The 25,867-nt window shown below is 57.4% G+C and carries 23 protein-coding genes and 1 pseudogene; 14 read left to right on the top strand and 10 right to left on the bottom strand.

Going from position 1 to position 25,867, the window contains the following annotated elements; genetic code table 11:
- Position 1 precedes the first annotated feature (1 nt).
- The gene (locus DFS28_RS03780) at positions 2–1,432 is read right to left on the bottom strand and encodes an MFS transporter (protein WP_111448627.1); all 1,431 of its coding nucleotides are present in this window, start codon (positions 1,430–1,432) and stop codon (positions 2–4) included.
- Positions 1,433–1,566: 134 nt separating this feature from the next.
- Here DFS28_RS03780 and DFS28_RS03775 point away from each other — a divergent pair, with 134 nt between their 5' ends.
- From DFS28_RS03775 to DFS28_RS03750, 6 genes are all read left to right on the top strand, one after another.
- Positions 1,567–2,457, top strand: a complete 891-nt coding sequence (locus tag DFS28_RS03775; protein ID WP_111448626.1) for a LysR family transcriptional regulator — start codon at positions 1,567–1,569, stop codon at positions 2,455–2,457.
- Between the two features lie 481 nt (positions 2,458–2,938).
- Entirely contained in the window at positions 2,939–4,327 is a 1,389-nt protein-coding gene (locus tag DFS28_RS03770; RefSeq protein WP_111448625.1) for a diguanylate cyclase domain-containing protein, read from the top strand.
- A 5-nt stretch (positions 4,328–4,332) separates the two neighbouring features.
- On the top strand, positions 4,333–5,661 hold the full coding sequence (locus DFS28_RS03765; RefSeq protein ID WP_111449106.1) for a glycosyltransferase: 1,329 nt from the start codon (positions 4,333–4,335) through the stop codon (positions 5,659–5,661).
- Positions 5,661–6,512, top strand: a complete 852-nt coding sequence (locus DFS28_RS03760; RefSeq protein WP_178082195.1) for a hypothetical protein — start codon at positions 5,661–5,663, stop codon at positions 6,510–6,512. Before DFS28_RS03765 ends, DFS28_RS03760 begins: the two co-directional genes overlap by 1 nt.
- Before the next feature lie 6 nt (positions 6,513–6,518).
- The gene (locus DFS28_RS03755; protein WP_111448624.1) at positions 6,519–7,634 is read left to right on the top strand and encodes an HlyD family secretion protein; all 1,116 of its coding nucleotides are present in this window, start codon (positions 6,519–6,521) and stop codon (positions 7,632–7,634) included.
- A gap of 3 nt (positions 7,635–7,637) precedes the next feature.
- The gene (locus DFS28_RS03750; RefSeq protein WP_111448623.1) at positions 7,638–8,585 is read left to right on the top strand and encodes an NAD-dependent epimerase/dehydratase family protein; all 948 of its coding nucleotides are present in this window, start codon (positions 7,638–7,640) and stop codon (positions 8,583–8,585) included.
- On the opposite strand, the gene DFS28_RS03745 is transcribed toward DFS28_RS03750, so the two are convergent.
- Both DFS28_RS03745 and DFS28_RS03740 read right to left on the bottom strand, forming a co-directional pair.
- The gene (locus tag DFS28_RS03745; protein WP_111448622.1) at positions 8,557–8,817 is read right to left on the bottom strand and encodes a hypothetical protein; all 261 of its coding nucleotides are present in this window, start codon (positions 8,815–8,817) and stop codon (positions 8,557–8,559) included. The genes DFS28_RS03750 and DFS28_RS03745 overlap by 29 nt on opposite strands.
- Entirely contained in the window at positions 8,814–9,083 is a 270-nt protein-coding gene (locus tag DFS28_RS03740; RefSeq protein WP_165933964.1) for a hypothetical protein, read from the bottom strand. The genes DFS28_RS03745 and DFS28_RS03740 overlap by 4 nt, the downstream gene beginning before the upstream one ends.
- Positions 9,084–9,243: 160 nt before the next feature.
- Between DFS28_RS03740 and DFS28_RS03735 the strand changes: the two genes are divergently transcribed.
- Both DFS28_RS03735 and DFS28_RS03730 read left to right on the top strand, forming a co-directional pair.
- Positions 9,244–10,311: a hypothetical protein gene (locus DFS28_RS03735; RefSeq protein ID WP_111448620.1), complete on the top strand. Its 1,068-nt coding sequence runs from the start codon at positions 9,244–9,246 to the stop codon at positions 10,309–10,311.
- 16 nt (positions 10,312–10,327) lie between these two features.
- Entirely contained in the window at positions 10,328–10,681 is a 354-nt protein-coding gene (locus tag DFS28_RS03730) for a DUF1428 domain-containing protein (RefSeq protein WP_111448619.1), read from the top strand.
- A 14-nt stretch (positions 10,682–10,695) separates the two neighbouring features.
- On the opposite strand, the gene DFS28_RS03725 is transcribed toward DFS28_RS03730, so the two are convergent.
- Positions 10,696–10,890: a hypothetical protein gene (locus DFS28_RS03725; protein ID WP_008151815.1), complete on the bottom strand. Its 195-nt coding sequence runs from the start codon at positions 10,888–10,890 to the stop codon at positions 10,696–10,698.
- Positions 10,891–10,949: 59 nt separating this feature from the next.
- On the opposite strand from DFS28_RS03725, the gene thpR reads away from it, so the two are divergent.
- The gene (gene thpR, locus DFS28_RS03720; protein ID WP_111448618.1) at positions 10,950–11,489 is read left to right on the top strand and encodes an RNA 2',3'-cyclic phosphodiesterase; all 540 of its coding nucleotides are present in this window, start codon (positions 10,950–10,952) and stop codon (positions 11,487–11,489) included.
- Positions 11,490–11,761: 272 nt separating this feature from the next.
- Here the strand turns inward: thpR and DFS28_RS03715 are convergent, their stop codons facing one another.
- The 5 genes from DFS28_RS03715 to DFS28_RS03695 all read right to left on the bottom strand — a co-directional run bounded on the left by DFS28_RS03715 (position 11,762) and on the right by DFS28_RS03695 (position 17,374).
- Entirely contained in the window at positions 11,762–12,859 is a 1,098-nt protein-coding gene (locus DFS28_RS03715) for a polyamine ABC transporter substrate-binding protein (RefSeq protein ID WP_111448617.1), read from the bottom strand.
- A gap of 449 nt (positions 12,860–13,308) precedes the next feature.
- Positions 13,309–14,193, bottom strand: coding sequence for an ABC transporter permease subunit (locus DFS28_RS03710; protein WP_111448616.1), 885 nt, complete (start codon positions 14,191–14,193; stop codon positions 13,309–13,311).
- A complete protein-coding gene (locus DFS28_RS03705) occupies positions 14,190–15,071 on the bottom strand; it encodes an ABC transporter permease subunit (protein WP_165933968.1) in 882 nt (293 codons plus the stop codon). The genes DFS28_RS03710 and DFS28_RS03705 overlap by 4 nt, the downstream gene beginning before the upstream one ends.
- Before the next feature lie 29 nt (positions 15,072–15,100).
- The gene (gene potA / locus DFS28_RS03700; protein WP_111448614.1) at positions 15,101–16,243 is read right to left on the bottom strand and encodes a polyamine ABC transporter ATP-binding protein; all 1,143 of its coding nucleotides are present in this window, start codon (positions 16,241–16,243) and stop codon (positions 15,101–15,103) included.
- Positions 16,244–16,612: 369 nt separating this feature from the next.
- On the bottom strand, positions 16,613–17,374 hold the full coding sequence (locus tag DFS28_RS03695; RefSeq protein WP_111448613.1) for a gamma-glutamyl-gamma-aminobutyrate hydrolase family protein: 762 nt from the start codon (positions 17,372–17,374) through the stop codon (positions 16,613–16,615).
- A 280-nt stretch (positions 17,375–17,654) separates the two neighbouring features.
- Here DFS28_RS03695 and DFS28_RS03690 point away from each other — a divergent pair, with 280 nt between their 5' ends.
- The 5 genes and pseudogenes from DFS28_RS03690 to DFS28_RS03670 all read left to right on the top strand — a co-directional run.
- Positions 17,655–19,031 (top strand): glutamine synthetase family protein, encoded by a 1,377-nt coding sequence (locus DFS28_RS03690; RefSeq protein ID WP_111448612.1) that lies wholly within the window; start codon positions 17,655–17,657, stop codon positions 19,029–19,031.
- 209 nt (positions 19,032–19,240) lie between these two features.
- Entirely contained in the window at positions 19,241–20,731 is a 1,491-nt protein-coding gene (locus tag DFS28_RS03685) for an aldehyde dehydrogenase (RefSeq protein ID WP_111448611.1), read from the top strand.
- A gap of 56 nt (positions 20,732–20,787) precedes the next feature.
- Positions 20,788–22,074, top strand: a complete 1,287-nt coding sequence (locus tag DFS28_RS03680) for an FAD-binding oxidoreductase (protein ID WP_111448610.1) — start codon at positions 20,788–20,790, stop codon at positions 22,072–22,074.
- A 586-nt stretch (positions 22,075–22,660) separates the two neighbouring features.
- Positions 22,661–23,209 (top strand): cupin domain-containing protein, encoded by a 549-nt coding sequence (locus tag DFS28_RS03675; RefSeq protein WP_007895886.1) that lies wholly within the window; start codon positions 22,661–22,663, stop codon positions 23,207–23,209.
- Positions 23,210–23,540: 331 nt separating this feature from the next.
- A pseudogene (locus DFS28_RS03670) lies at positions 23,541–23,788 on the top strand (transposase domain-containing protein); the annotation flags it as partial.
- A 222-nt stretch (positions 23,789–24,010) separates the two neighbouring features.
- On the opposite strand, the gene DFS28_RS03665 reads toward DFS28_RS03670, so the two are convergent.
- The gene (locus DFS28_RS03665) at positions 24,011–25,807 is read right to left on the bottom strand and encodes a hypothetical protein (RefSeq protein WP_132834030.1); all 1,797 of its coding nucleotides are present in this window, start codon (positions 25,805–25,807) and stop codon (positions 24,011–24,013) included.
- Positions 25,808–25,867: the final 60 nt, after the last annotated feature.

Below are 25,867 nucleotides of genomic sequence, written 5' to 3'. Positions count from 1 at the left end.
CTTACCGGCGATCACGACGCACTGCCAGCGCGCGGCTTCCCAGCGCGATGGCCAGTGCGAAAGCGATCAGCACCAGCGCCACGGCAAAGGTGATCCGCAGACCGCTGGCAACCGCTTCGGGGCGCGCCGTTGCCATGTCGACCGAGGCCGATGCGAGCGCGAACACCGCGCCCAGGACGGAGGCCCCCGTGATGAGCCCCAGATTGCGCGACAGGTTGAGCATGCCGGAGATGACGCCTCGCTGGTCCGGCTGAACATCCGCCATGACCGTCGTATTGTTGGCTGTCTGGAACAGGGCATAGCCAAGGGTTATCACGACCATCGGCAAGAGGTAGCCACCGATGCCGAACGACTCCGGCAGTACTGACAGCGTGAGGCATCCAGTCGCCATTGCCGCGAGGCCGACGACGGTCATGCGTTGGGCGCCAACGCGGTCGGCAATACGGCCGGCGGGCACACCCGTCAGTGCCGCGACAAACGGCCCGACCGACAAGACCAGTCCAACCAGAACGGCATCGAGCCCCAGCCCATGCGCGAGATAGAAGGGGCCGACCACGAGCGTCGCCATCATCACGGTCGCGACGAGCAGGCTCATGGCGAGGCAGCCACTGAGCACGGGATCGCGGAACATCGCCAATCGAATCAACGGTGAGGCGACTCGAGCCTCGGTAAACACAAAGAGGCAGGCGCCGCCGCCCGCCGCCAACAGCAAGGCGATGTTGAACGGACCGAAACTGCCTCGCCCAAGGGTCATCGCCAGCGCATAAGCGGCGAGCGTCAATGCCAGCAGCAACGTGCCCAGCGGGTCGAAGCCGGCGCTATCGGTCTTGGGCTTCTGGCGATCGGCGGGCAAGTAACGATGCGCGAGCACCAGCGTCAGCAAGCCCAGCGGTACAGTGATGAGGAAGATCGCCTGCCAGCCAAGCCTTTCAATCAGCAGGCCACCGAGCGACGGCCCCATCGCGGTGCCAATCGCCGACATCGTCCCGAGCAAGCCCATGGCGCTGCCGGTTTTTGCCTTCGGCACCGTCTCGCCGACAAAGGCCATGGTCAGCGCCATCATGATTGCCGCACCGATTCCCTGCAGGGCCCGGGCGCCAATCAGCATCCAGAGCGAGGGCGCCAAACCGCACAGGGCCGACGCCAGGGTGAAAACGCCGATGCCGGCCAAGAGCAGCCGCCGACGGCCAGTGATGTCACCGAGCCGCCCGACACTGACAATCAGGGTGGTAATCGCCAGAAGGTAGGCGAGGACGATCCATTGCACGTGCTGGAAGGAGGCATTGAACGCCTGGGCCAAGGTCGGCAACCCCACATTGGCGATGCTGGTGCCGAGCGAGGACAGCAGCATCGACAGTGAAAGACTGGCCAGCGCCCACCGAACCGACGGTGTTTGTTGTGCACGCTCTGCGACTGCGCTGATTGATTTCATGCTGTTCCTCTTTTCTGGCCACTCCCGAAGCGGAGCTATCAGAAAGGTACGTCCCGGCCTAACATGGCGGAAGGCGCACGGTTTGCACTTGATACGTGCGTTCAACGCCATATCACTCTGTCACGGGGCGCCGCATGTCCACTCCCGATTTCAACTTGCTGATCACCCTTGATGTGCTGCTCGCCGAAGGCAGCGTGGCGCGCGCCGCCAAACGCTTGCGCCTGAGCCCGTCGGCCATGAGCCGGGCGCTGGCGCGATTGCGTGAAACCACCGGCGATCCGCTGTTGGTCAGGGCCGGACGGGGTCTGGTTGCCACCCCGCGCGCGCTCGAACTGCGCGAGCGGGTCAGTCAGCTGGTGCAGGATGCAGAAGCGGTCCTTCGGCCTGCCGAGCAACCCGACCTCAAACAGCTCAGCCGCACGTTCACGCTGCGCACCAGTGAAGGCTTTGTCGAGAATTTTGGCGCGGACCTGATTGCCCGCGTCGCCGAGCAAGCCCCAGGCGTGCGGCTGCGTTTCATGCACAAACCCGACAAAGACAGCGCGTCACTGCGCGATGGGACGGTCGATCTGGAAACCGGTGTGGTGGGGAAGGCCACTGGGCCGGAGTTGCGTACCCAAGGCTTGTTTCGGGATCGTTTTATTGGCGTCGTGCGAAGGGGGCATCCGCTGAGCGAAGGCGAGATAACCCCCGCGCGTTATGCGGCGGGCAACCATATCAGCGTCTCTCGGCGGGGGCTCGACAAGGGACCCATTGATGAAGCCCTTGAGCTCCTGGAACTGGAGCGGCACATCGCAACCATCGTTGCAGGCTTCTCCACTGCGCTGGCGCTCGCTCGGGTCACTGACCTGATCGCCAGCGTTCCCGAACGCCACACCGCCAGCCTGCGCACCGGCCTGCACAGCTTTGCGCTGCCGTTGTCTCTGCCGGCATTCACCGTCGCCATGCTCTGGCATCCGCGGCTGGATGCCGATCCTGTGCATCGCTGGTTGCGGGGTTGCCTTCGGGATGTTTGTGCCGAGTAAGAAAGTTGTCAGATTTGATCTAATGTTCATTGTTGAAACAGGGGTGTTTCACTCATGTAACTTTGCATGACTATCCTGGTTCTATTTGTAAGTCATTTTGGTATAAAAACACTTTGAACTTATTAATGTTGAGGCGGTAGCTAAAGGTTTTGTCGCAAATGGGAATTAACTGCTGATGCCGTTAAATGGCGTAGCGCTATCAATAGTGGCCATTAACTAGTAGTGAGTTTAGTTGTAACTATTAAATTATTTAGTGTGTGTAACACGATGAAATATAAGAAATAATTATTGCTTGTGATTAGGCGGTTTGTTGCGCCGAAACTCGGCGGGCAAGGCGGGATCCAATTGACGTTGATGGCGAAATATTGGCGGTCTATATATCAAAAAATAACTTCATAATAATACTGACGTTTTTCCGATGCGGTGCTAGTGTTTCTAACTCCTCTTAAACGTACTTGTCTGTCTGCAGAGGCCATGCGTCATGCCGACTCCAACTCCAAGGATTGCAATACTGGGCATTAGAGCTCCCAGCTTGAACAGTCCAGATATTGAACACTTTGCCGATATAGCCAGCCTGTTGGCTGCCCCCACCTTCGATGTCGTGCTGCTGGACCTGCCGGCCGCTTACGCAGGGCGGGTGCTTCGAAAGTTGCGCGTCATTCCCCCTTATCGCTACAGCCTCATTTACTGTTGCCGTGATCAGAACGGCTGGTGTGAAGCCTTGGGTGATGGTGGGTGCCCTGTCGATTCCAACGAAATCAGAACCCTCTGGAGCGTGTGGCAAGAACGCTACAGGTTGTTCAAACAGGGTTCTGCCCCCGAGCGTTTTGAAAGTCGGGTGCTTTCGTGGTTGTGGTTGCGCGACAACGCGCACATCTATGCCCTTCGAGACCCGGAGGTGCCTCAGCATTATCGCTATCCGTTGCTGGACGCCCTGGCGGATAACGAGCAGGTCAACTCGTTTGTCTGGCTCAGCTTGATGGTGCAGCAGGACTGGCTGCAAGAGGGGGTCCTGGTCGATCGCGTTCGCCTGTGTTCGGAGTGTGGCTCGGGCCGGCTCAATTACATTGATGTGTGTGCCGAATGCCAGGCCCTGGACATTTCACGGCAGCCTTCATTGCACTGCTTTACCTGTGGGCATGTGGGGCCACAGGAAAACTTTCTCAAAGACGGGGTGTTGTTGTGCCCCAACTGCTTGAACCGGTTGCGCCATATCGGCAGTGATTACGACCGACCTATGGAGAACTATCGCTGTCGGTCATGTCAGGCGTTTTTTGTCGATGCCGACGTGCAGGCGCGCTGCCTGGATTGCGGCCTGTCACACACGCCTGACAAGTTGCGAGTACGCGAGGTCAGAGATTTCCGCCTGGCCGAGGCCGGCCGTTTCCGCTGCCGTCAGGAGTTCAGCGATCAGACGGTCCATCACTTCGGTCGACTCAATCTGTTAGGCGGCAAGGATTTCTATGATCTGCTGACCTGGCAGATGCAGGTCGTACGCCGCTACCAGACGCCTGCCTTCTCACTGCTCGGTCTGCGCTTCGTCAACCTGGCCGGTACGTTGTCCCGCCTGGGTGAACATCACGGTCATGCCTTCATCGATAGCGTGGCCGAGCGTTTGAAAGAAGCCGTCAGGGAAACGGACCGCTGCTCTCGAAGTACCGAAGAGTATTTCTGGATCATGCTTCCGCATACCGATGACAAGGGCCTGGAAACCGTCAAACAACGCTTGAGCCGGGTCGCCGAATTGTTTTCAGCGCCGGAGGTCAGCGACATTTCCTTGCGTGTCGTCAGCATCACTGCGCCCCAGGACCTGCTCGAGCAGGAAGATGGCGAACTACTACTGGCCCGTCTGGCCAGTGAGTTGGCGTGACCGCCATGAGCCTTTTTCTGGAGCAACTCCTCAGCGTACTCGGCGGGCTCATGGGGCCGGATGGTTTGAGCCGGGTGTTTTTCATGCTTTTTCCTTTGTTTCTGATCTTTGAATTGCCCCTGATGATCATGGTGATGCTGGGGGTATTGCGCTGGTTCGCACGTCGGCGTTCCCGTGTCCCGAAGATCAGTGTCTATCGGCCCAAGGTCTCTTGCATCATTACCTGCTACAGCGAAGGAATGGACGTTCAGACCACGCTGTTAAGCCTGTGCGAGCAGACGTACCCCGGCCACATCGAGATGATTCCGGTGGTGGACGGGGCCACGGTGAACCAGCCGACGCTCAGCGCCGTTCGCAAGTTCAACGTGGACCCGAAGTTGTACCCCAGACGCCATTTGCGTCCGATCGCCAAATGGCAGAGGGGCGGGCGGGTGTCGTCATTGAACGCCGGCCTGTCGCTTGCCAGCGGTGAAATCGTGATGGCGCTCGATGGAGATACGTCCTTCGACAACAACATGGTCAGCTCCATCGTGCGCCATTTCGAGGACCCGACGGTGCCTGCGGTCGCCGGTAGCCTGCGAGTGCGCAATGTCTGGGCTTCGTGGGTGACCGCGATGCAGGCGCTGGAATACCTGTTGTCCATCCATATGTCGAAAATCGGTCTGGCCGAATGGAACCTGGTCAATAACGTCTCGGGGGCTTTCGGGGCATTCCGCCGCAGCTTCCTGGTGAAAATCGGTGGCTGGAACACGCATACCGCGGAGGATCTGGACCTGACGTTGCGCATCAAGAGTTACTTCAAGCGACACGACTTGAGGATTCCCTTCGAGCCGGAAGCGATTGGACACACCGACGCACCGTCGACCCTCAGTCAGTTTCTGATGCAGCGCTTGCGCTGGGATGGCGACCTGTTTTTTCTGTACATCCGCAAGCACCACCACAACATCAACCCCAGGTTGTTGGGCTGGCCGAGCTTTCTGATGATCCTGCTCAGCGGCTTCTTTTTTCAGCTGGTGCTGCCGTTTCTCATCTTCAGCTACACCTTGCTGGCACTATTTGTTTTGCCGGGCAAGACGCTGTTGTTTCTGTTCGTACTGATTTATTCGTTGTACCTGATGATCACCGCGATGTTGTTCGCCGCCATGTTGTTGATGGTGTCCGACCGACCTGCAAAGGACATTGTCCTGGGATTGTTGGTGCCTTTCTTCCCGCTGTTCATGCTTCTCCTGCGGTGCTGGAGCGCAGTGGCCATGCTCAACGAGATCTTTCGCCGGGGCCACGAAGAAAGCTCTATGGCGCCGTGGTGGGTGCTTAAACGAGCCACGAGGTTTTGATGATGCGATCGATACTTCTGCTGCTGACGCTGTCGTTGCCCCCGATGATACTGGCCGCACAACCCTTGCCGGCTCAGGCAGCGGTGGCGCCGTCGAGCCATTGGTCCCAGGCCAGTTATGTCTGGGACAGCGAAGCGTTGCTCGATCCCAATCAACGCAAGGCGGAACTCGAGCAATTGCGTAAGGCCGGGATGGACAAGATCTACCTTGGCCTCAAGTCCTCCCAGTTGAAAGACCTTGCCACCACGCGCCAACGGCTGGCGCAATTGCTACAGGACGCGGCCGGCAAGGGGGTGCAAGTCAGCCTGTTGCTCGGTGATCCGGCCTGGATGGAGCCGCAGGACCGCCATCAGCTCACTGACTTACTGGCGAAGCTGAAGGGGCTTTCATTCACCAGCCTGCACCTGGACCTGGAACTCGAACAACTGGGCGTGCCAGTCCCGGATCAGCGCTTGAAGGATTTGCTCGATACCTTGCACGCAGCCTCAGCCGCCAGCCCTTGGCCGGTAGAAATCTCCAGCCACCATCGCTGGTTTGCAGAGGCAAAACCCGGGAAAACCTGCCTGCCGTGCGCGCTTCCCGAGGCGGGCGTGCGTCAGGTCAGCCTCATGATCTACACCCGTAATCCGAAAAACAGCGCACGCATGGCAGAGCAGATCGCCCAACGCTGGCCTGATCTGCAATTTCGCCTGGCGCAAAGCACAGAGCCGCAACTGGATGCCACTGAATCCTGGGCCGGCGCGTCGACTGAGCAGTTGCAGCACCAGACCCGTGTCTGGCGCGAACAGCTGCAACCACGGGGGATTGCCGGTATTGACTGGCAAGCCTGGCGAGACTTTCCAAAACGGTGAGCCGTCATGAAGATTCGATTCGATAGTCGCAAAGAACTGAACCCCACCCAGGAGCAGGGTTTGACTGTGCTCTACGCGCCGGGCAAACGCATGGCGTTTCGCGCGCGTTGGTATCTGATCCTGTTCCTGGTCGCGAGCCCCTTGATCTGGCTGGGGGCGAAGCTGACGTATGGCTTGGTGATGATCGACGCGCCGGCGCAATTGCGCCTGCCGATTCTTGAGGTCCGCGCACGGGATGCCGGTCGGGTCGATCAGCTGTTCGTCATGGCCGGGGAGCAGGTCCAGATCGATCAGCCGTTGGTCAGTCTCGACAATCCCGAATGGCGTGCGCGGCTCTCGCAGCTTGCCGCAATGCCGAAGAAATCAGTGCCCGTCACCAACGCCAAACTGGACACGAGGGAGCGTCAGTTGCTCAGGACCCGAGTGAGCAGGACGGAGGAGCGCGTGCAGGTGCTTGAAGGCCTCGTTGAATCAGGCGCCGTGTCTCGTGGAGAAGTGCTGGCCGCCCAGTCCGAACTTGACGCATTTAAAGCGGACCTGTTGGCGTTCGAGCGCCGCGATCAACTGGCTCATCAGTCGCCATTGAGCGTGGAGCGCGAAATCATTCAACAGACCGCCGAGCAACAATGGTTGAAAACGCGCCTCGCCGCGTTGTCGATCAAGGCTGCGCAGAGCGGTCGCATTGCGGAGGTGTTGGTCACGCCCGGCGAGAACGTCGGTGCGGGTACGTTGTTGATGCGCCTTGAGCGGCTGGAAGAGCCTCTGCTGTGGATTTATCTGGAACCGCTGAATATCAGCTACGCCGCGATTGGCCAGCCGCTGCGCGTTCGCATGCCCGATGGCGAGTGGTTGCCGGCCCATGTTGTCCAGGCCGTCGACAGCGCCGGTCGTACGCCGACGGTGTTGCGTGGGCCGTTCGCTGCCAGCGAGATGGGCTTGCAGGTCGCCGCCCGGTTTGATCGCCCCCTGTCGCCGCGCTGGAGAATCGATCAACTGCCGTTGAATGTTCGCTTTCCCACCGACTGGCAACGAATGCTCAGTGACAGCCGTGAACTGATTTCGCAATTAGGCGACTTCATTGCAATGGATAAAACACCCACCACTGCACCGGGGAGTAAATAAATCATGACTGCTGAACGAATTCTTGTGACGGGCGGTGCCGGTTTCATCGGTTCGCACTTGGTCGAAGCACTGCTGGAAAGCGGTTATAGCGTTCGGGTTCTGGACGATCTTTCCAGTGGAAAATTGTCGAACTTACCGATTGATCGCTGCCATTTGACCCTGGTGGTGGGGGATGTCGCCGACGCGCCGACGGTGGAGCGGGCGATGAAAGACTGTAGCGCGGTGGTGCATCTGGCGGCGGTGGCCTCGGTGCAGGCGTCGGTCGATGACCCGGTCGCCACTCACCAAAGCAATTTCGTCGGCACGCTGAATATCTGCGAAGCCATGCGCCAGGCAGGCGTAAGACGTGTGGTTTACGCGTCCAGTGCGGCGATCTATGGCAACAATGGCGAGGGCATGGCGATTACCGAGGACACGCCCAAGAAGCCACTGACGCCGTATGCCGCCGACAAGCTGGCCAGTGAACATTTCCTCGATTTCTATCGCCGTCAGCATGGTCTTGAACCGGTCATTCTGCGGTTTTTCAATATTTACGGACCCCGTCAGGACCCTTCATCGCCTTACTCCGGTGTCATCAGCATTTTCAGCGAGAGGGCGCAAAAAAAACTCCCCATCACGGTTTACGGTGATGGGGAGCAAACAAGGGATTTTGTATACGTCAATGACCTCGTCAAGATCCTGGTACAGGCAGTCGGCGAGCCAGAGCCGATTAACGAGCCGGTCAATGTCGGGTTTAACCGATCCACCAGCGTTAACGAACTGGCGGCGACGTTAAGCGAGCTTTTGGGGCGGCCGCTGACATTGAATTACGACGCGCCGCGTTCCGGGGATATCAAACATTCGCGAGCCGACAACAGTCGCCTGCTTGAGCGTTTTTCCTTGAACTCACCGACCTGTTTTAGCGAGGGCCTGGGGCAGTTGCTCAGAAGTATTGATTCCGGGGGGCGGTAGCGGCGAGCTCAGTCGCCAGCAGGTGCTCTTCCAGCACATCGCTCAGGAACCGGAACTGATCATTGAGCCCGATCACTTCATTGTTGAAGTGATTGGCGGCGGACGGCATCAGCAGCGTCTCGAAGTTTTTGTCGAACACCAGTTCGAACGTTTTGCGCGAAACGAATGACTGGGAATAGTAGTTGTTGCCAAACACCGCAAAGCTTACGGCCAGGGTCACGGAGTGAATCATGACGTGCGCTCCTCGGACAGGACGTACCAGGAAAAAATGCTCAGTGTCATGGCCGTCAGGGCCAGGCAGGTCAGGAGATGGATAATCATGATTTGCCCCTCCGATGCGGGGTTTTGCGTTGGGTTAAGGCGGATCCTACGCTGACGGTTTTTGAGCGGAAGGCATTCGCGGCGATGGTGAATATCGACATAAGTGATGGTGGGATCTTCGCCGTCTGATCCGGCCTCTTCGCGAGCAAGCCCGCTCCCACATTCGACCGCATTCATCCGGGAGAACTCGGTTAAATGTGGGAGCGGGCTTGCTCGCGAAGAGGCCCTTAAGAACACCCTCAACCCCAAGCGAACAAACACCGACACCTATACTCAAATTAATAGACCTTTGAACCACCGGACATCCCGTTCGGGCAAGTCTGTAGGAACCGCGATCTTGAACGTGCGTTCGCTGATCGTCGCCGTGTTGGTGGTGTTGGCGGGATGCGTCACGACTGCGCGTGCCCCGGTGGAAGTGGTGCCGGTGGTTGTTCCCCAAAGCACCTGGCAGATGGTCGACCAAGAGATTGTCGCAGCGTCGCAATCGGCCACCGAGCAGACCAAAATCTACGCGCGCGGTGCCATGGATTACTGGAGAACGCGGGTCTATCAACTGACCGAAGAGAACTTCATTCCCTGGTTCAGCAGTTACTGGACCCAGGAATGGCTGTCGATGAAGGTCAGCTGGTACACCATCAGCGCCAAGGGCGAGCAGGATGCCTCGGCCAAGCGCCTGGCAGCCTATCTGCTGGAGCAATACCAACAGCGCGTGCTGGCACCGGTCGCGGTGGAAATCGATCCCGATGCGATTCTCGGCCAGGCAACGGCGTTCTACGTCGACATCCTTCAGGAAGAACTGCAAAAAATCTCCCAGCGCCACGGCGTGCCGATGGCTCAGCTCAATGGCCGAATCCAGAAAATCCCCGCCATCGCCCTCGGGCCACCGCCTGCCCGCGACGCTTCGCTGTATCAAGTGGTGCACACCCAACCACTGAATACGCTGCCGGCCTATGCAGCGCTGATCGAGAAAATCCACAAGGCCGGCGGTGACAAGGGGGTGGCTTCGACAGACACCGCCATGGCCCCGGTGGCCAAGCGCGCCAGCAAGCGGATGGAAGCCGAAATGGTCCCGCGAGGTGCCGCCAGTGCCGTGGCCGCTGCAGCGGGTAAATTGGTCGGGGGCTTGATTTCCGTGGGTGTGGCGGGGGTCCGCGCAATTATCCAGGCCAATGATAGGCCTGACAGCGAGGCACTGATTCGCAACAGCCTGGGTAATACGTTTGACAAGGCCTGGCTGAAACTGGTGCAAAACCCGACCACCGGCGTGATGGCCGGCACGTATTACATGGCGGCGCAGATCGAGGGCAATCTGGCGGGGAGCGCCGAAGTACCGTCGGTCAGTTCGGGCGGTGGATCTGTCGATTGGGCACCGACGGAATCGACTAACCAGCAGATCGCCCCATAACCCAAGGAGAACGACCATGTCCTACGTTGATGGCTTCATCGCAGCCGTACCCACCGCCAACCGCGAAAAATTCAAGAAGCACGCCGAAACCGCCGCGGTCATTTTCAAGGAAAGCGGCGCCCTCAGCGTCGCTGAATGCTGGGGCGACGACGTCCCTGATGGCAAAGTGACCTCGTTTCCGATGGCAGTAAAACTCAAGGAAGACGAAACCGTAGTGTTTTCCTGGATCATCTGGCCGGACAAGACCACCCGCGATGCAGGCATGGCAAAACTCATGAACGATCCGCGCATGCAACCGGACGTCAACCCGATGCCATTCGATGGTCAGAGGCTGATTTTTGGCGGGTTCGAAATGATCGTCAAAGCCTGAAATCAACAGCAGGATCACTCCGGCGTCGGAGTGGTCCTGCAACTCTTGCGATTACGAATCTCGCTGTCCGTCGGCCGCTCTTTGATGAACTCGAAGCGCGGCTCACCTTCGTTGTAATGAACCAGCCAGCCCCATTCCAGCTCGGACTCATCCTGACCGGGTTTCGGTGGCACGGCCCACCACGGTTCCTTGCTGATGATCTCGCGCATGGCCCCTCCAGTTGAATCGTTTGCATGAACTATAACTTGGATGTCAGGAGGTGCCAGCGATGAGCGACGAATCCCATGAGCCGTTAAAACGACTGTTTTTTGCCCTGAACTGCACACCCGAGCAACGTCGGGCCATCGCCCAATGGCGCAGCGCACTTGAACTCAGGAGCGGACGCCCGGTGCCGGTGGAAAACTTTCACCTGACGTTGAAGTTTTTGGGGGCTGTCGAAGTGGCGAAAATCGCCGATATCTGCGCGGCCGCTGCCAACATTCGAACGCCGGGTGTGCCTTTGAGGGTGGCGCTTGATCGGCTGGATGTCTGGCGCCGGGCAGGGGTGCTGGTGCTCGCGCCGGAGCAGGCATCACCGGAGTTGCTGCGGCTGGTGTATGCGCTTGAGCAGGCAATGCTGCCATTCGGGTTTGAGGATTCGCCGAAGGAGTTTCGCCCGCACTTGACGCTGATGCGTGATTACCGAGTGCCGGTGCCAGAGTCAGCGACGCCGCCCGAGTTCTATCTGCGGGCCGATCACTTCACCCTGTTCGAATCCCATAAGGGCCGCTACCGAGCGCTGGCCGAGTGGCCGCTCGTCCTCTCATAAAAAAAGGCGCCCGAGGAGGGCGCCCAAATTCACCTTAACCGAGGAAGCCAGGTGAGGCCGTTCTACAGACAGGAGTGCAGCGGTGGTAAGGCGCTACGTGAACGGAAAAGGTTAGAACTGATATCTATGTTGAATGTCATGGCCTCTTCGCGAGCAGGCTCGCTCCCACAAGGGATCAGCGTCGTTAACAAATCTGTGTTCCACCACGGACCACTGTGGGAGCGAGCCTGCTCGCGAAGGCAATTTCAGGTTCAACGGAAAATCCGAGTGAATTACTTACCGAGCTTCACCCGCGTCCACCCGCGAGTCATCACCCGCTGAGTACCAATCGGCATGTCCGGAATGGCATACAACGTCGCCATCACCGCCTGCGACGGATACGAACCTGGATCGTCGCGAATTGCTTCATCCACCAACGGCGTGGCCGCCGCGTTGGCGTTGCTGTAGCCGATGTTGTTGGTGATCTCGGCGATGATGTCCGGGCGCATCAGGAAGTTCATGAACAGGTAAGCGTTTTCCACGTTCGCCGCGTCCCGGGGGATCGCGACCATGTCGTAGAAACTGCCCGCGCCTTCCTTGGGAATGCTGTAATCGACCTTCACCTTATCGCCCGCTTCCTGAGCGCGCGCCTTGGCTTGCAGCACATCACCGGAGTAACCGACCGCCACGCAGATGTTGCCGTTGGCCAGGTCGGAGATGTATTTCGACGAATGGAAGTACGCCACCGACGGCCGAATCTTCATGAACAGCGCTTCCGCTTCGGCGATCTGATCCTTGTTCTGCGAGTTCACCGGGTAACCCAGATAGTGCAGGGCGGCCGGGAGCATCTCGGTCGGCGAATCCAGGAAACTGATGCCGCAGGCTTTCAGCTTCGCGGCGTTTTCCGGTTTGAACAGCAAGTCCCAGGAATTGGTCGGCGCGTTGCTGCCGAGCACTTCCTTGACCTTCTCCGGGTTGAAGCCAATGCCGATCGAGCCCCACATATACGGGAAGGCGTGGCCGTTATCGGGATCGCTGGCGGAAGCGTTTTTCAGCAGGACCGGATTGAGGTTCTTCCAGTTCGGCAGCTTCGACTTGTCCAGTTCCTGATAGACGCCGGCCTTGATCTGCTTGGCCAGGAAACTGTTGGACGGCACGACGATGTCGTAGCCGGATTTGCCGGCGAGCAGCCGTGCCTCAAGGGTTTCATTGCTGTCGAACACATCGTAGGTCACGCGGATTCCGGTCTCGTCTTCGAACTTCTTGACGGTGTCCGGGGCGATGTAATCCGACCAGTTGTAGACGCGCAGTACCTTGTCATTGGCCTGGGCGCCGGTGGCCATCGCGCCCAATAAGGACAGTGTCAGCAGAGTCCTGCCAAACATTTTCATCGGTACAACTCCATTTCTCTTTTTATTCAAAATCACACAGCAAAAATGCAGTGAACACACAATCTGTGTAGTAAACCCAAAACCTGTTAAGTGAACACAAAACCTGTGGAGTAAACCCAGAACCTGTGGAGTGAACCCCGAACCTGTGGAGTAAACCCAGAACCTGTGGAGTGAACCCAGAACCTGTGGAGTAAACCCAAAACCTGTGGAGTAAACCCAAAACCTGTGGAGTAAACCCAAACTCTGTGGCGAGGGGATTTATCCCCGTTGGGCTGCGAAGCAGCCCCAAAACCTGCAACCGCGGAGTATCAGGTACACCGCATTCACTGGTTTTACGACTGCTGCGCAGCCGAACGGGGATAAATCCCCTCACCACAGGTTTTGTGTTCACTCCACAGGTTTTGGGTTACTCCACGGGATTATGCTCACTTAACCCATCGGCAATGGCACTAGGCCGTCGCTTCTACCATTTGCTTTTCAGGTTGCTGCCAGGATTCGCTGGCGGTCTGGTCCATCGCTTCCTGGATCGCACGTTTGCGGGTCGCTTCGGCGCGGCGGCTGAAGAACCAGACCATGAAGGTCACGATCGATACGGCGAGCAGAATCAGGCTGGCCACGGCATTGATCTCAGGCTTCACGCCCAGACGCACCGCCGAGAACACTTCCATCGGCAGGGTCGTCGAACCCGGGCCGGACACGAAACTCGCCAGCACCAGGTCATCCAGCGACAGGGCAAACGACATCATGCCGCCGGCCGCCAGTGACGGCGCGATCATCGGAATGGTGATCAGGAAAAACACCTTGAACGGCTTCGCCCCGAGGTCCATGGCCGCTTCTTCGATGGACAGGTCCAGCTCACGCAAGCGCGCCGAAACCACCACCGCCACATACGCTGCACAGAACGTGGTGTGGGCGATCCAGATGGTGACGATGCCACGTTCCTGCGGCCAGCCAATCAACTGCGCCATCGCCACGAACAGCAGCAACAGTGACAGACCGGTGATCACTTCCGGCATCACCAGCGGCGCCGTCACCAAACCACCGAACAACGTGCGGCCCTTGAAGCGCGTGACGCGAGTCAGCACAAACGCTGCCAACGTCCCCAGCGCCACCGCGGCAATCGCGGTGTAGCAAGCGATTTCCAGCGAGCGCACTACCGAGCCCATCAATTGCGAGTTATCGAGCAGGCCGGCGTACCACTTGAACGACCAGCCGCCCCATACGGTCACCAGCTTCGAGGCGTTGAACGAGTAGATCACCAGAATCAACATCGGCAGGTAGATAAACGACAGGCCGAAAATCAGCATGAACTTTGAAAATCCGAAGCGTTTCATCCCCGTGCCTCCATCTCTTTGGCCTGGCTGCGGTTGAACAGCAGAATCGGCACAATCAGGATCAACAGCATCACCACCGCCAGGGCAGACGCCACCGGCCAGTCGCGGTTATTGAAGAACTCTTGCCACAGCACGCGACCGATCATCAGCGTCTCCGGACCACCCAACAGTTCCGGAATCACGAACTCACCGACCACCGGAATGAACACCAGCATGCAGCCGGCAATGATCCCGTTTTTGGCCAGCGGCACGGTGATTTTCCAGAAGTTGTTGAAGTTGCTCGAACCCAGGTCCGAAGCGGCTTCCAGCAGGCTTTGATCGTGCTTGACCAGGTTGGCGTAAAGCGGCAACACCATGAACGGCAGATACGCATACACCACGCCGATGTACACGGCGGTATTGGTGTTGAGGATCTCGATCGGGTGATCCGTCAGCCCGGTCCACATCAAAAACGCGTTGAGCAAACCGTTATTGCTGAGGATGCCCATCCACGCGTAAACGCGGATCAGGATCGCGGTCCAGGTCGGCATCATGATCAACAGCAGCAGAACGTTTTGCGTTTGCTTGCTCGCTTTGGTGATCGCATAGGCCATCGGGAAACCGATCACCAGGCACATCAGCGTGCTTAAAAACGCCACCTTCAACGAGCCGAAGTACGCCGAGATGTACAACTCATCCTGGGTCAGCAGCGAGTAGTTGCCGAGGTTCAGCAACAGCTGAAATTTCTGCTCGGCGAAGGTGTAGATCTCCGAGTAAGGAGGAATGGCCAGGGCCGCTTCCGAGAAGCTGATCTTCATTACCAGGAAGAACGGCAACATGAAGAACAGGAACAGCCACAGGAAAGGAACCCCGATGACGAGCTTTCGACCACTCGGCATCAGCCGCATAAACTGCTGATTGAGTGTTTTCATGAGCGCAGTACCACGCCGCTGTCGTCTTCCCACCACACGTAGACCTTGTCGTCCCAGGTCGGACGGGCGCCACGGCGTTCGGCGTTGGCCATGAACGACTGCACGATCTTGCCGCCAGGCAATTCCACGTAAAACACCGAGTGGCCGCCGAGGTAGGCGATGTCATGCACCTTGCCGCTGGACCAGTTGTAACGGGTATCCGGTTGGGTGGTGCTGACCAGCAGTTTTTCCGGGCGGATGGCGTAAGTGATCGACTTGTCCTGCACCGAGGTGCTGACGCCGTGACCGACGTAGATCTTCTGCTCCAGATCCGGGCTGTGAATGATCGCGTGACCTTCCAGGTCCTCGACCACGGTGCCGTCGAAGGCGTTCACGTTGCCGATGAATTCGCAAACCATGCGGCTGACCGGCGCCTCATAAATGTCCACCGGGCTGCCGATCTGTGCGATCCAGCCGAGGTGCATGATCGCGATGCGTTGGGCCATGGTCATGGCCTCTTCCTGATCGTGAGTCACCATCACGCAGGTCACGCCGACCCGTTCGATGATCTCGACCAACTCCAGTTGCATCTGCGAACGCAACTTTTTATCCAGCGCGCCCATCGGTTCGTCGAGCAGTAACAGCTTTGGACGTTTGGCCAGGGAGCGAGCCAAGGCCACACGCTGACGCTGACCGCCGGACAACTGATGGGGTTTGCGCTTGGCATATTGGGTCATGTGCACCAGTCGCAGCATCTCTTCAACGCGGGCGTCGATTTCGCTGGTGGACAAACGATCCTGCTTCAGCCCGAACGCAATGTTCTGCGCCACCGTCATGTGCGGGAACAGCGCGTAGGACTGGAACATCATGTTGATCGGCCGTTCGTACGGCGGCATGTCGGTGATGTCGACACCGTCGAGCAGAATCCGCCCTTCGGTCGGGCGCTCGAAACCTGCGAGCATGCGCAGCAGGGTCGATTTGCCCGAACCGGAACCGCCGAGCAGGGCGAAGATTTCCCCTTGATGGATCTCAAGCGAGACATCGTCCACTGCGGTGGTTTCGTCGAATTTCTTGGTGACGCGGTCGATTTTCACCAGCACCTTTTTCGGTGACTGGTGACCTTCAAGAGCCTTCCTGTAGATGCTGGAGGCGTTTGCCATGTGAAACTCCCAACAGGTTTCAGTCGTCGGGCCAACGCGGCCTGACTTAATAGTTGATTGCAAGCCCAATCCGTACGACGCCAGTCAATTCAACGGTGATCCCCTGTGGGAGCGGGCTTGCTCGCGAAAGCGGTGTATCAGGCAGCATCAATGTCGACTGACACTCCCTCTTCGCGAGCAAGCCCGCTCCCACAGGGGGGGGGCGTTTGACTCACTGGCATCGCCCGGCCTGGGCTTATTCGGCGCCGCCGTCCTGGCTGCCTGGTGGTACTTGTTGTTATCGCGTTTGTTGGTGTCGTGAGGGACCGGCGCGCAAAGGCACGCCCGCCTGACTCTCGGGGGCAGTAAATTGATTAATCGAGTGTTAAGTCAGCGCTTGTTACGTAGCGCCGCCCGTCGCCGGCATGCATCACCGAACGCCTGGAAAATACTCAAGTAGGGCGGATTCGACAGAACCTGCCATTCCGGGTGCCATTGCACGCCAACGGCGAAGGTCGGGCTGTGTTCCACCGAGATCGCTTCGATCAGACCATCCGGCGCGACGGCTTCGGCACGCAGGCCGGGCGCCAGTCGGTCGATGCCCTGGCTGTGAATCGAATTGACCTGGAACACCTGTGGCAAATCCAGCGCCTCGAACACACCGCCCGGTTGCACGCTGACCGCATGCGCCGGTGCGTATTGCACCGCCAGGTCCGGATGATTCGCTTCCCGGTGATCCAGCATGCCCGGGAGTTCGTGGACCTTCTGATGCAGGCTGCCGCCGAACGCCACGTTCATTTCCTGAAAGCCCCGGCAGATGCCGAACACCGGAACGCCCGCCGCAATGGCCGCACGCAATAAAGGAAGGGTGGTGGCGTCCCGTTGCGGATCGTGATCCGTGCCGGGGGTGCTGTCGGGGCCTTGATAGTGGAAGGGTTCCACATTCGAGGGCGAGCCGGTCAGCAGCAGACCGTCGAGCTGCGCGAGCAGGTCATCGATTTCGGTCAGGTCGCCTAAGGAAGGAATGATGACCGGCAGCCCCAAAGCCGCGATGCTGACAGCACGCAAGTACTTGTCGCCGCTGACATGGTAGGGGTGCAGGCCAATCTGTTTGACGCACGCTGTAACGCCGATCAATGGCTTGAGTGCCATTTTTATCACCTCGAAGTTTCACACTTGAACGAGCTTTTCCGGAGCTTAGCCTTGTTGATTTTAATTAACAACTCTCATGTAAAAAATTCTAAACGCCGCACGTCCGATCTTCAGGGTTTACACGGGGCGCAAGACTGATTTGGCACTCTCGCGCCCAAGAAAGGCCCAAAAATAAAGGTTGAGAGGCCAGGTGTTCGCTATTGACTTCACTTTGCCGTTCGGGTTGACTGGGCTCGCAACAAGGTAGTGAACATAATAATTAACAGCTAATAGGTGCATCATGTCGGTCCCTCTGCGTACCGTTCAACTCAACGAAGCAAACGCATTCCTTAAGAAATATCCTGAGGTTTTGTACGTCGACCTTCTGATTGCGGATATGAACGGTGTGGTGCGCGGCAAGCGCATCGAACGCACCAGTCTTCATAAGGTTTACGAAAAAGGCATCAATCTCCCGGCGTCACTGTTTGCTCTGGACATCAACGGTTCTACGGTGGAAAGCACCGGCCTGGGTCTGGACATCGGTGACTCAGACCGAATCTGCTTCCCCATCCCCGATACCCTCAGCATCGAGCCCTGGCAGAAGCGCCCGACCGCGCAACTGTTAATGACCATGCACGAACTCGAAGGCCAGCCGTTCTTCGCTGACCCTCGCGAAGTGCTGCGTCAGGTCGTGAGCAAGTTCGATGCAATGGGCCTGACCATTTGCGCCGCGTTCGAACTCGAGTTCTATCTGATCGACCAGGACAACGTGAACGGTCGTCCGCAATCGCCACGCTCGCCGGTCTCCGGCAAACGTCCGATGTCGACTCAGGTGTACTTGATCGACGACCTGGACGAATACGTCGATTGCCTGCAAGACATCCTCGAAGGCGCGAAAGAGCAGGGCATCCCTGCTGACGCCATCGTCAAGGAAAGCGCCCCGGCGCAGTTCGAAGTGAACCTGCACCACGTCAACGACCCTATAAAGGCTTGCGACTACGCGGTGTTGCTCAAGCGTCTGGTGAAGAACATCGCCTACGACCACGAGATGGACACCACCTTCATGGCCAAGCCGTATCCGGGCCAGGCGGGCAATGGTTTGCACGTGCACATTTCGATTCTCGACAAAGAAGGCAACAACATCTTTGCCAGCGAGGATCCCGAGCAGAACGCCGCACTGCGTCACGCGATCGGCGGTGTGCTCGAGACCCTGCCGGCGCAGATGGCGTTCCTCTGCCCGAACGTCAACTCGTACCGTCGTTTCGGCGCGCAGTTCTACGTGCCGAACTCGCCGAGCTGGGGCATCGACAACCGTACCGTTGCAGTGCGTGTGCCGACCGGTTCGCCGGACTCCGTGCGCATCGAACACCGCGTAGCGGGCGCCGATGCCAACCCGTACTTGCTGATGGCGTCGGTCCTGGCCGGTATTCACCACGGCCTGACCAACGAAATCGAGCCGGGCGCACCGGTTGAAGGCAACAGCTACGAGCAGAACGAGCAGAGCCTGCCGAACAACCTGCGCGATGCACTGCGCGAGCTGGACGACAGCGAAGTCATGTCGCGCTACATCGACCCGATGTACATCGACGTGTTCGTGGCGTGCAAGGAAAGCGAGCTGGCCGAGTTTGAGAATTCCATCTCGGACCTTGAGTACAACTGGTATCTGCATACGGTTTGATGAGCCAAGTGGTGTACGCATTCTCTGCATACACCACCAATCAAATGTGGGAGCGGGCTTGCTCGCGAAGGCGGTGTGTCAGGCGGCATCGGTGTTGACTGATCCACCGCTTTCGCGAGCAAGCCCGCTCCCACAGGGGGCTGCATTTCAACTCCCTGGTTGGGCGGCATTCAGTCCCACTACTTATTCCTCTGCGTCGAGTCACAACCATGACAAACACTCGCAGCGACTGGGAGCAACGCTTCCAGTCCCTAACACTCGAAGGCCGCGCATTCATCGACGGCCAATACTGCCCGGCACTCAGCGGCGACACCTTTGAATGCATGAGCCCGGTCGACGGTCGCTTCCTGGCGAACGTCGCCAGCACCGACGAAGCCGACGCCAATGCGGCAGTCGCCGTCGCACGCCGCACCTTCGAATCCGGCATCTGGGCGCGATTGGCACCCGCAGAACGCAAGCGCACCCTGATCCGCTTCGCCGACCTGATCCTGGCCAACCAGGAAGAACTCGCCCTGCTCGAAACTCTCGACATGGGCAAACCGATCAACGACTCGATGAACATCGACATTCCAGCGACCGCCAACGCGATCCGCTGGAGCGCCGAAGCCATCGACAAGATCTACGACGAAGTCGCCGCCACACCCCACGATCAACTCGGCCTCATCACCCGCGAACCTGCGGGCGTGGTCGCCGCCATCGTGCCGTGGAACTTCCCGCTGATCATGGCCAGCTGGAAGTTCGCCCCAGCCCTCGCGGCGGGCAACTCGTTCATCCTCAAGCCTTCGGAAAAGTCGCCACTGACCGCCATCCGCATCGCCCAACTGGCGCTGGAAGCGGGCATCCCGAAAGGCGTGTTCAACGTCCTGCCGGGCTACGGTCACACCGTCGGTAAGGCGCTGGCGTTGCACATGGACGTCGACGTGCTGGCCTTCACCGGCTCGACCGCGATTGCCAAGCAACTGCTGATCTATTCCGGCCAAAGCAACATGAAACGCGTCTGGCTCGAGGCAGGGGGGAAGAGCCCGAACGTGGTGTTCGCCGACGCGCCGGATTTGCGCGCGGCAGCACAAGCGGCAGCCGGTGCGATTGCCTTCAACCAGGGCGAAGTCTGCACCGCCGGTTCGCGCTTGCTGGTGGAGCGTTCGATTCGCGAGCAGTTCATTCCGCTGCTGGTGGAAGCGCTGCAAGCCTGGAAACCGGGGCACGCTCTCGATCCGGAAACCACCGTCGGCGCGGTCGTCGATCAGCGCCAACTGGACAACGTGCTGCGCTACATCCAGGTCGGCAAAGACCAGGGCGCGCAACTGATCGCCGGCGGCAGCCGCACCCTCGAAGCCACCGGTGGCCTGTACGTGGAACCGGCGATCTTCGACGGCGTGACCAACGCCATGACCATCGCCCGAGAAGAAATCTTCGGCCCGGTGCTGTCGCTGATCACCTTCGACACCGAGGAAGAAGCGCTGGCCATCGCCAACGACAGCATCTTCGGCCTGGCCGCAGGCGTCTGGACCAGCAACCTGAGCAAGGCTCACACCTTCGCCCGCGGCTTGCGCGCCGGCAGCGTCTGGGTCAACCAGTACGACGGCGGCGACATGACCGCGCCGTTCGGCGGGTACAAGCAGTCGGGTAACGGTCGGGACAAATCGCTGCACGCGTTCGACAAATACACCGAACTCAAAGCGACCTGGATCAAGCTCTAACACCTATAAAAAAAGCGACGGTCGCCGGCAGGTGCCAGCGGCCATCGGAGAAACCTATGAAGCAAACAACACATGTAAACAGCTACTACGCCGCCACCCGCAACTTCACCGGCGACTTCCCGGTGCTTGAAGAACTGGTGGAATGCGACGTCTGCGTGATCGGCGCCGGCTACACCGGTTTGTCTTCGGCCCTGTTCCTCGCTGAAGCCGGCTACAGCGTGACCGTGCTCGAAGCCGCCAAAGTCGGTTTCGGCGCCAGCGGTCGCAACGGCGGCCAACTGGTCAACTCCTACAGCCGCGACGTCGATGTCATCGAAGAACGCTACGGCGACAAAACCGCCGAAGTCCTCGGCAGCATGATTTTCGAAGGCGCCGACATCATCCGTCAGCGCATCCAGCACTACGATATCCAGTGCGACTACAAGCCGGGCGGCATCTTCGCCGCGCTGAACAAAAAGCAACTCAAAGGCCTGGCCGAGCAGAAAAGCAGCTGGGAACGCTACGGCAACAAAAACCTGAAAATGCTCGACGCGGCAGACATCAAGCGCGAAGTGGGTTGCGACAACTACGTCGGCGGCCTGCTCGACATGCAGGGCGGCCACATCCACCCGCTGAACCTGGCCCTCGGCGAAGCCTCGGCCATCATCGGCCTGGGCGGCAAAATCTACGAACAATCGGCCGCAGTGGAAATCACCTACGGCGAACCGATCACCGTACGCACCGCCAAAGGCGTGGTCCGCGCCAAATACCTGCTGATCGCCGGCAACGCCTACCTGCCGCAAGACCTCGACAACCGCGTCACGCGCAAAAGCATGCCGTGCGGCTCGCAAATCGTCGTCACCGAACCGTTGTCCGAAAAGGTTGCCCGCAGCCTGATCAAAAACAACTACTGCGTCGAAGACTGCAACTACCTGCTCGACTACTACCGCCTCACCGCCGACAACCGCTTGCTGTACGGCGGCGGCGTGGTCTACGGCGCCCGCGAACCGGACGACATCGAACAACTGATCAAGCCGAAAATCCTCAAGACCTTCCCGCAACTGAAGGACGTGAAAATCGACTACCGCTGGACCGGCAACTTCCTGCTGACCATGTCACGCATGCCGCAATTCGGCCGCATCGAAAAAAACGCCTACTACATGCAAGGCTACAGCGGCCACGGCGTCACCTGCTCGCACCTGGCCGGCAAACTGATCTCGGAAATGATCCGCGGCGACGCCGAACGCTTCGATGCCTTCGCCTCGCTCCCGCACATGCCCATGATCGGCGGCCGCACCTTCCAGGCCCCACTCACGGCCATGGGCGCCGCGTACTACGCACTGCGTGACCGTTTCGGCATCTAACCTCTATGCAGATACTGTGGAAACACCACTGATCAACTGTGGGAGCGGGCTTGCTCGCGAAAGGGCACTGTCAGCCGCCATTTAAAGTGGCTGACACACCGTTTTCGCCAGCAAACTCACTCCCACAGCAGATCGATGATGGGCACAAACCTATGATCGCCCACGCCAAAACTGTGGGAGTGAGCCTGCTCGCGATGACGGCGGCACAGTCAACATTGATGTCGACTGACACACCGCCATCGCGAGCAAGTCGAATCGTCGCACCGCCATGGCATACACAAAATCTGAGACCAACCAAAACCAAACTGTGGGAGCGGGCTTGCTCGCGAAGAGGCCCTACCAGCCACCATCAATCCCAACTGACACACAGCAATCACATCCACAGTCTGCACAGCCAAACCACCCAACCCCAGGCCAAAACAACCTTTTTACCCAACCATTTATCGAACCTGCTGAGCAACACCACCAAACGTGATTTAATACCCGCCTTTCAAATTTCCGGGACAGGGAAGCGGTGTTTTTCGCGGCCAAAAGTCGCCCGCCATCCACCCCCATAACCCTTAAGTATTCTTCGCATAAGGCTGTCATGGACACGGGCTCACGACTCAAACTAGTACGCGAAAGCTACAAACTCTCCCAGCGCGAGCTGGCCCGGCGTAGCGGCGTCACCAATGCCACCATCTCCCTGATCGAACAAAATCGCGTCAGTCCCTCCGTCAGCTCCCTCAAAAAACTGCTCGAAGGCATTCCTATGTCTTTGGCGGACTTCTTCACCTTTGATCAGCCGCCGCGTGAGCACCAATACGTGTTCCGCGCCAATGAACAGCCGGATCTTGGACGTCATGGGCTGCGGTTGTTGCTGATTGGCGCTTCGGTGCCGAGTCGGCAGATGCGCCTTTTGCGCGAGCAATACGCGCCTGGGGCGAGCTCGGGGGAAGAGCCGATTGTGCATTCGGAAGGGGAGGAGTGCGGGCTGGTTACGCGGGGGACGGTTGAGTTGACGGTTGATGGGCAGATTAGTGTGCTGAATGCTGGGGATGGGTACTACTTTCCGACGACGTTGCCGCATCGGTTTCGGAATATTGGGGCGGATGAGGCGGAGATTATTAGTGCTAATACGCCGGCGAATTTTTGATAGCTAAAACGGACGCTACCTGTAGCGGCCTCTCGCACTCTGCATCTTCCCTCATGACGGAGTGATACTGATTAACGAAGCTTACGACCCCATCAAAAACAGACCTTCTTCCGTCCGGTCGGTGTCGAGATTCGTTGGACGAAACCAGCGGCGTCAACACTTGATGAGAACGGTTGCGCCCCGGGCAAAGCCATCAGCTACTTGGCGAGTAACTGAAACAAACTCAGGCGCACGTAAGGCGCTAGCTTGTTGAGGCGCAAAAAGTGAAGCCGAAAAGCAAGACGGGACGCGCTAAGAGCGCACTTAACCTGATCAAAAGCTTTATGGCAACGACAACAACGCTGCCGAACGCTCGATTAGGCCTTCGTCCTCGGAAGAAAGAACTGGTTGTTCAGCGATACTCCCAAAGGCGCTACGGCAAGTGCTCGAATTTACAGCCTGGTCGAATCTGCCAAAGCCAACGACCAAGAGCCCTATGCGTGTCTGCGCCACGCATTAGAACGGCTACCACTGGCGACCTCGGTTGAAGATTGCGAAGCGCTGTTGCCGTGGAGCTACTCGCCTACATCGCCTAGCTAGGCGCGCTAACCATCTTGAAGTCAGTGGGGTTTATGGAGCACTTACGGTCATTCTAGCCAAGGAAGGAAAAAGTGTTACTGGTGTAGTGCTGAGAGCTTATCCATGGAAATAGAAAACTCCCAGCGCTACACCAAATTTCATCCTAAATCACACTACTGCAGCAGCAATACGTGAAAGATGTTTTGAGAGATGCTCACATATATCGAGGATATTGATTAGTTCTTACCCAAATAATATTTCTGACATTTTTTGTAAATTGGGGGCGTCATATACACCAGGCAAATCCTCGATTCGATTGAAACCCTCCATTTTCAACCATGTCTCTATCCATTCATTACATAGTGGTAATAGGAAGTTGGCATCTTTTTCGGAAAAAGCCACAAACGTATGAGATGCAGGGTTTCGTACATAATCGATAAGTTTCTGATGAAGCGGTTTTATGTAAGAAGTATCGATTAAGCGCCCCGTAAATCTTGTTTTCTTTTGTTTTAAAATTGCGGGTACTATTACGAGCAAAGATGATAGTGCGATTTTCTTTCCAGGTGTCGGAAAATTAAATTGTCCTGAACTTCCGAAGTATTCGCTATAGTCCGCTGCTGGCGTTTCATTGGGAGCGTTTGAATAATCAATGCCGCAAAAACCAGCTGCCAATGATTGAAGTATTGCTTCTGGTATATTTACCAGTGTCATGACTCTTTCTAAAGGTGTATTTAAACGCTCGGCTGCTTTGACGAGAGATGACATCATGAACAGCAAGATTAAACGTGTTTCACGATCTGCAGCCATTTTAGTGAAAGCGTCTGCTTGGAGGCGAGAGCTATTTGCACCCTTGGTATTTAGAATGACCTTGGACCACTCAAACATCCTCTGGATCCAATCAGTAAATGGTTCTAAGCAGACGTCAGAGATTTCGATTAATTGTTTGGATATCTTTGATGCAGTATCCCATTCGATTCCTAGCAGGCCTCTGCCTGATTGAAATGTAACGGCCGATAGTAGCGTTATAAGTCCCCTAAAAGCAACAAGCCTAATAGCTTCGTCGTCGAGCATTTTTGCAAGTTCGCCAGCTCGTGCTAGATCACCTTCTGAGAACGCCTCTAGACATTGACCGTATAACGCCCATTTTGGCTGATTACCTTGCAATATCCTTCGTGCAATAATTTGGCTGCTACAGGTGAGTTCTCCGGATTCTTTCTTCTTTGCGACGAAATCTGAAAGTGGATTGTTTAAAAGAAAGGCTTCCTGAGGCTTAGCTAAGCGACCTAGTGCTAATGCGGCAAGGAGAAGTTGTCGATCCACGCCAGCCTCTGCAAAAGAGCGCTCTAAGAATTTATCGATTGTTGCTCCCGTTCGAGCAATACAATGGTCTATGATTTTATCGTCATCCATTGATGCCGCATTGATAAGTTCTCGATACACCATGTCAGGGCCTCCGCCCTTAGCATATAGCCAATGTGCCCGAGGCGCCGCTACGCCTAATATTGTAGCAGTATGTAGAAAATCTGATTTTGAAAGAGGAGTCATTACTGCCTGGTCATGATTGTCGCCATATACTGAGTTTAGAAATGGCTGAGCAGCGTCCATTGAGCGTCGGATCATCTCATAACCAAAGGGAGAGAATGTCAGTGTAGTGAGTTGCCCTGCGTGCTCAAGGGATCGCATTCTCGAAAGTACCGAACCCATGCCCCAATCCGGTATCATCGCGAATGCGTGAAAACGCTCAATTATTAATATGGGGAAGTAACTCTTATTAAGTGCAGCCTCTACAGCATTTTGCAAAATATCACTTGGGAAGTCACCATCTTCAAGTTCAAGTGGGATATTGAGCTTGCGAGATATTTTTCTTGCAATCGTAATTGCAAAGTGCTCACTTGACTCAATGCTGTCCGATGTGACCCGTAAACAGATGGGTAAATATGCATTGTATTTTTTTGGAGGTTTAAAGTTTCGAGAAGTCCAAGAGATAACCTCCTCAGCTGCTGACGTCTCGTCACACCCTTGTGGGACTAAAAGCAACATGGATCTGCCAGGTTGAGATTTCCATATGCTTTCCGCCCTATTCGTGAACCATTCGCACCC

It is taken from the genome of Pseudomonas sp. 478 (assembly GCF_003254125.1).
Classification (GTDB): Bacteria; Pseudomonadota; Gammaproteobacteria; order Pseudomonadales; family Pseudomonadaceae; genus Aquipseudomonas.
This window is presented reverse-complemented; position numbering and strand designations above follow the sequence as displayed.

Coding starts and splice junctions, on each gene's coding strand:
- DFS28_RS03780 (WP_111448627.1), bottom strand. CDS start 1,432: ATGAAATCAATCAGCGCAGTCGCAGAGCGTGCACAACAAACACCGTCG.
- DFS28_RS03775 (WP_111448626.1), top strand. CDS start 1,567: ATGTCCACTCCCGATTTCAACTTGCTGATCACCCTTGATGTGCTGCTC.
- DFS28_RS03770 (WP_111448625.1), top strand. CDS start 2,939: ATGCCGACTCCAACTCCAAGGATTGCAATACTGGGCATTAGAGCTCCC.
- DFS28_RS03765 (WP_111449106.1), top strand. CDS start 4,333: ATGAGCCTTTTTCTGGAGCAACTCCTCAGCGTACTCGGCGGGCTCATG.
- DFS28_RS03760 (WP_178082195.1), top strand. CDS start 5,661: ATGATGCGATCGATACTTCTGCTGCTGACGCTGTCGTTGCCCCCGATG.
- DFS28_RS03755 (WP_111448624.1), top strand. CDS start 6,519: ATGAAGATTCGATTCGATAGTCGCAAAGAACTGAACCCCACCCAGGAG.
- DFS28_RS03750 (WP_111448623.1), top strand. CDS start 7,638: ATGACTGCTGAACGAATTCTTGTGACGGGCGGTGCCGGTTTCATCGGT.
- DFS28_RS03745 (WP_111448622.1), bottom strand. CDS start 8,817: ATGATTCACTCCGTGACCCTGGCCGTAAGCTTTGCGGTGTTTGGCAAC.
- DFS28_RS03740 (WP_165933964.1), bottom strand. CDS start 9,083: ATGAATGCGGTCGAATGTGGGAGCGGGCTTGCTCGCGAAGAGGCCGGA.
- DFS28_RS03730 (WP_111448619.1), top strand. CDS start 10,328: ATGTCCTACGTTGATGGCTTCATCGCAGCCGTACCCACCGCCAACCGC.
- DFS28_RS03725 (WP_008151815.1), bottom strand. CDS start 10,890: ATGCGCGAGATCATCAGCAAGGAACCGTGGTGGGCCGTGCCACCGAAA.
- thpR (WP_111448618.1), top strand. CDS start 10,950: ATGAGCGACGAATCCCATGAGCCGTTAAAACGACTGTTTTTTGCCCTG.
- DFS28_RS03715 (WP_111448617.1), bottom strand. CDS start 12,859: ATGAAAATGTTTGGCAGGACTCTGCTGACACTGTCCTTATTGGGCGCG.
- DFS28_RS03710 (WP_111448616.1), bottom strand. CDS start 14,193: ATGAAACGCTTCGGATTTTCAAAGTTCATGCTGATTTTCGGCCTGTCG.
- DFS28_RS03705 (WP_165933968.1), bottom strand. CDS start 15,071: ATGCCGAGTGGTCGAAAGCTCGTCATCGGGGTTCCTTTCCTGTGGCTG.
- potA (WP_111448614.1), bottom strand. CDS start 16,243: ATGGCAAACGCCTCCAGCATCTACAGGAAGGCTCTTGAAGGTCACCAG.
- DFS28_RS03695 (WP_111448613.1), bottom strand. CDS start 17,374: ATGGCACTCAAGCCATTGATCGGCGTTACAGCGTGCGTCAAACAGATT.
- DFS28_RS03690 (WP_111448612.1), top strand. CDS start 17,655: ATGTCGGTCCCTCTGCGTACCGTTCAACTCAACGAAGCAAACGCATTC.
- DFS28_RS03685 (WP_111448611.1), top strand. CDS start 19,241: ATGACAAACACTCGCAGCGACTGGGAGCAACGCTTCCAGTCCCTAACA.
- DFS28_RS03680 (WP_111448610.1), top strand. CDS start 20,788: ATGAAGCAAACAACACATGTAAACAGCTACTACGCCGCCACCCGCAAC.
- DFS28_RS03675 (WP_007895886.1), top strand. CDS start 22,661: ATGGACACGGGCTCACGACTCAAACTAGTACGCGAAAGCTACAAACTC.
- DFS28_RS03665 (WP_132834030.1), bottom strand. CDS start 25,807: ATGTTGCTTTTAGTCCCACAAGGGTGTGACGAGACGTCAGCAGCTGAG.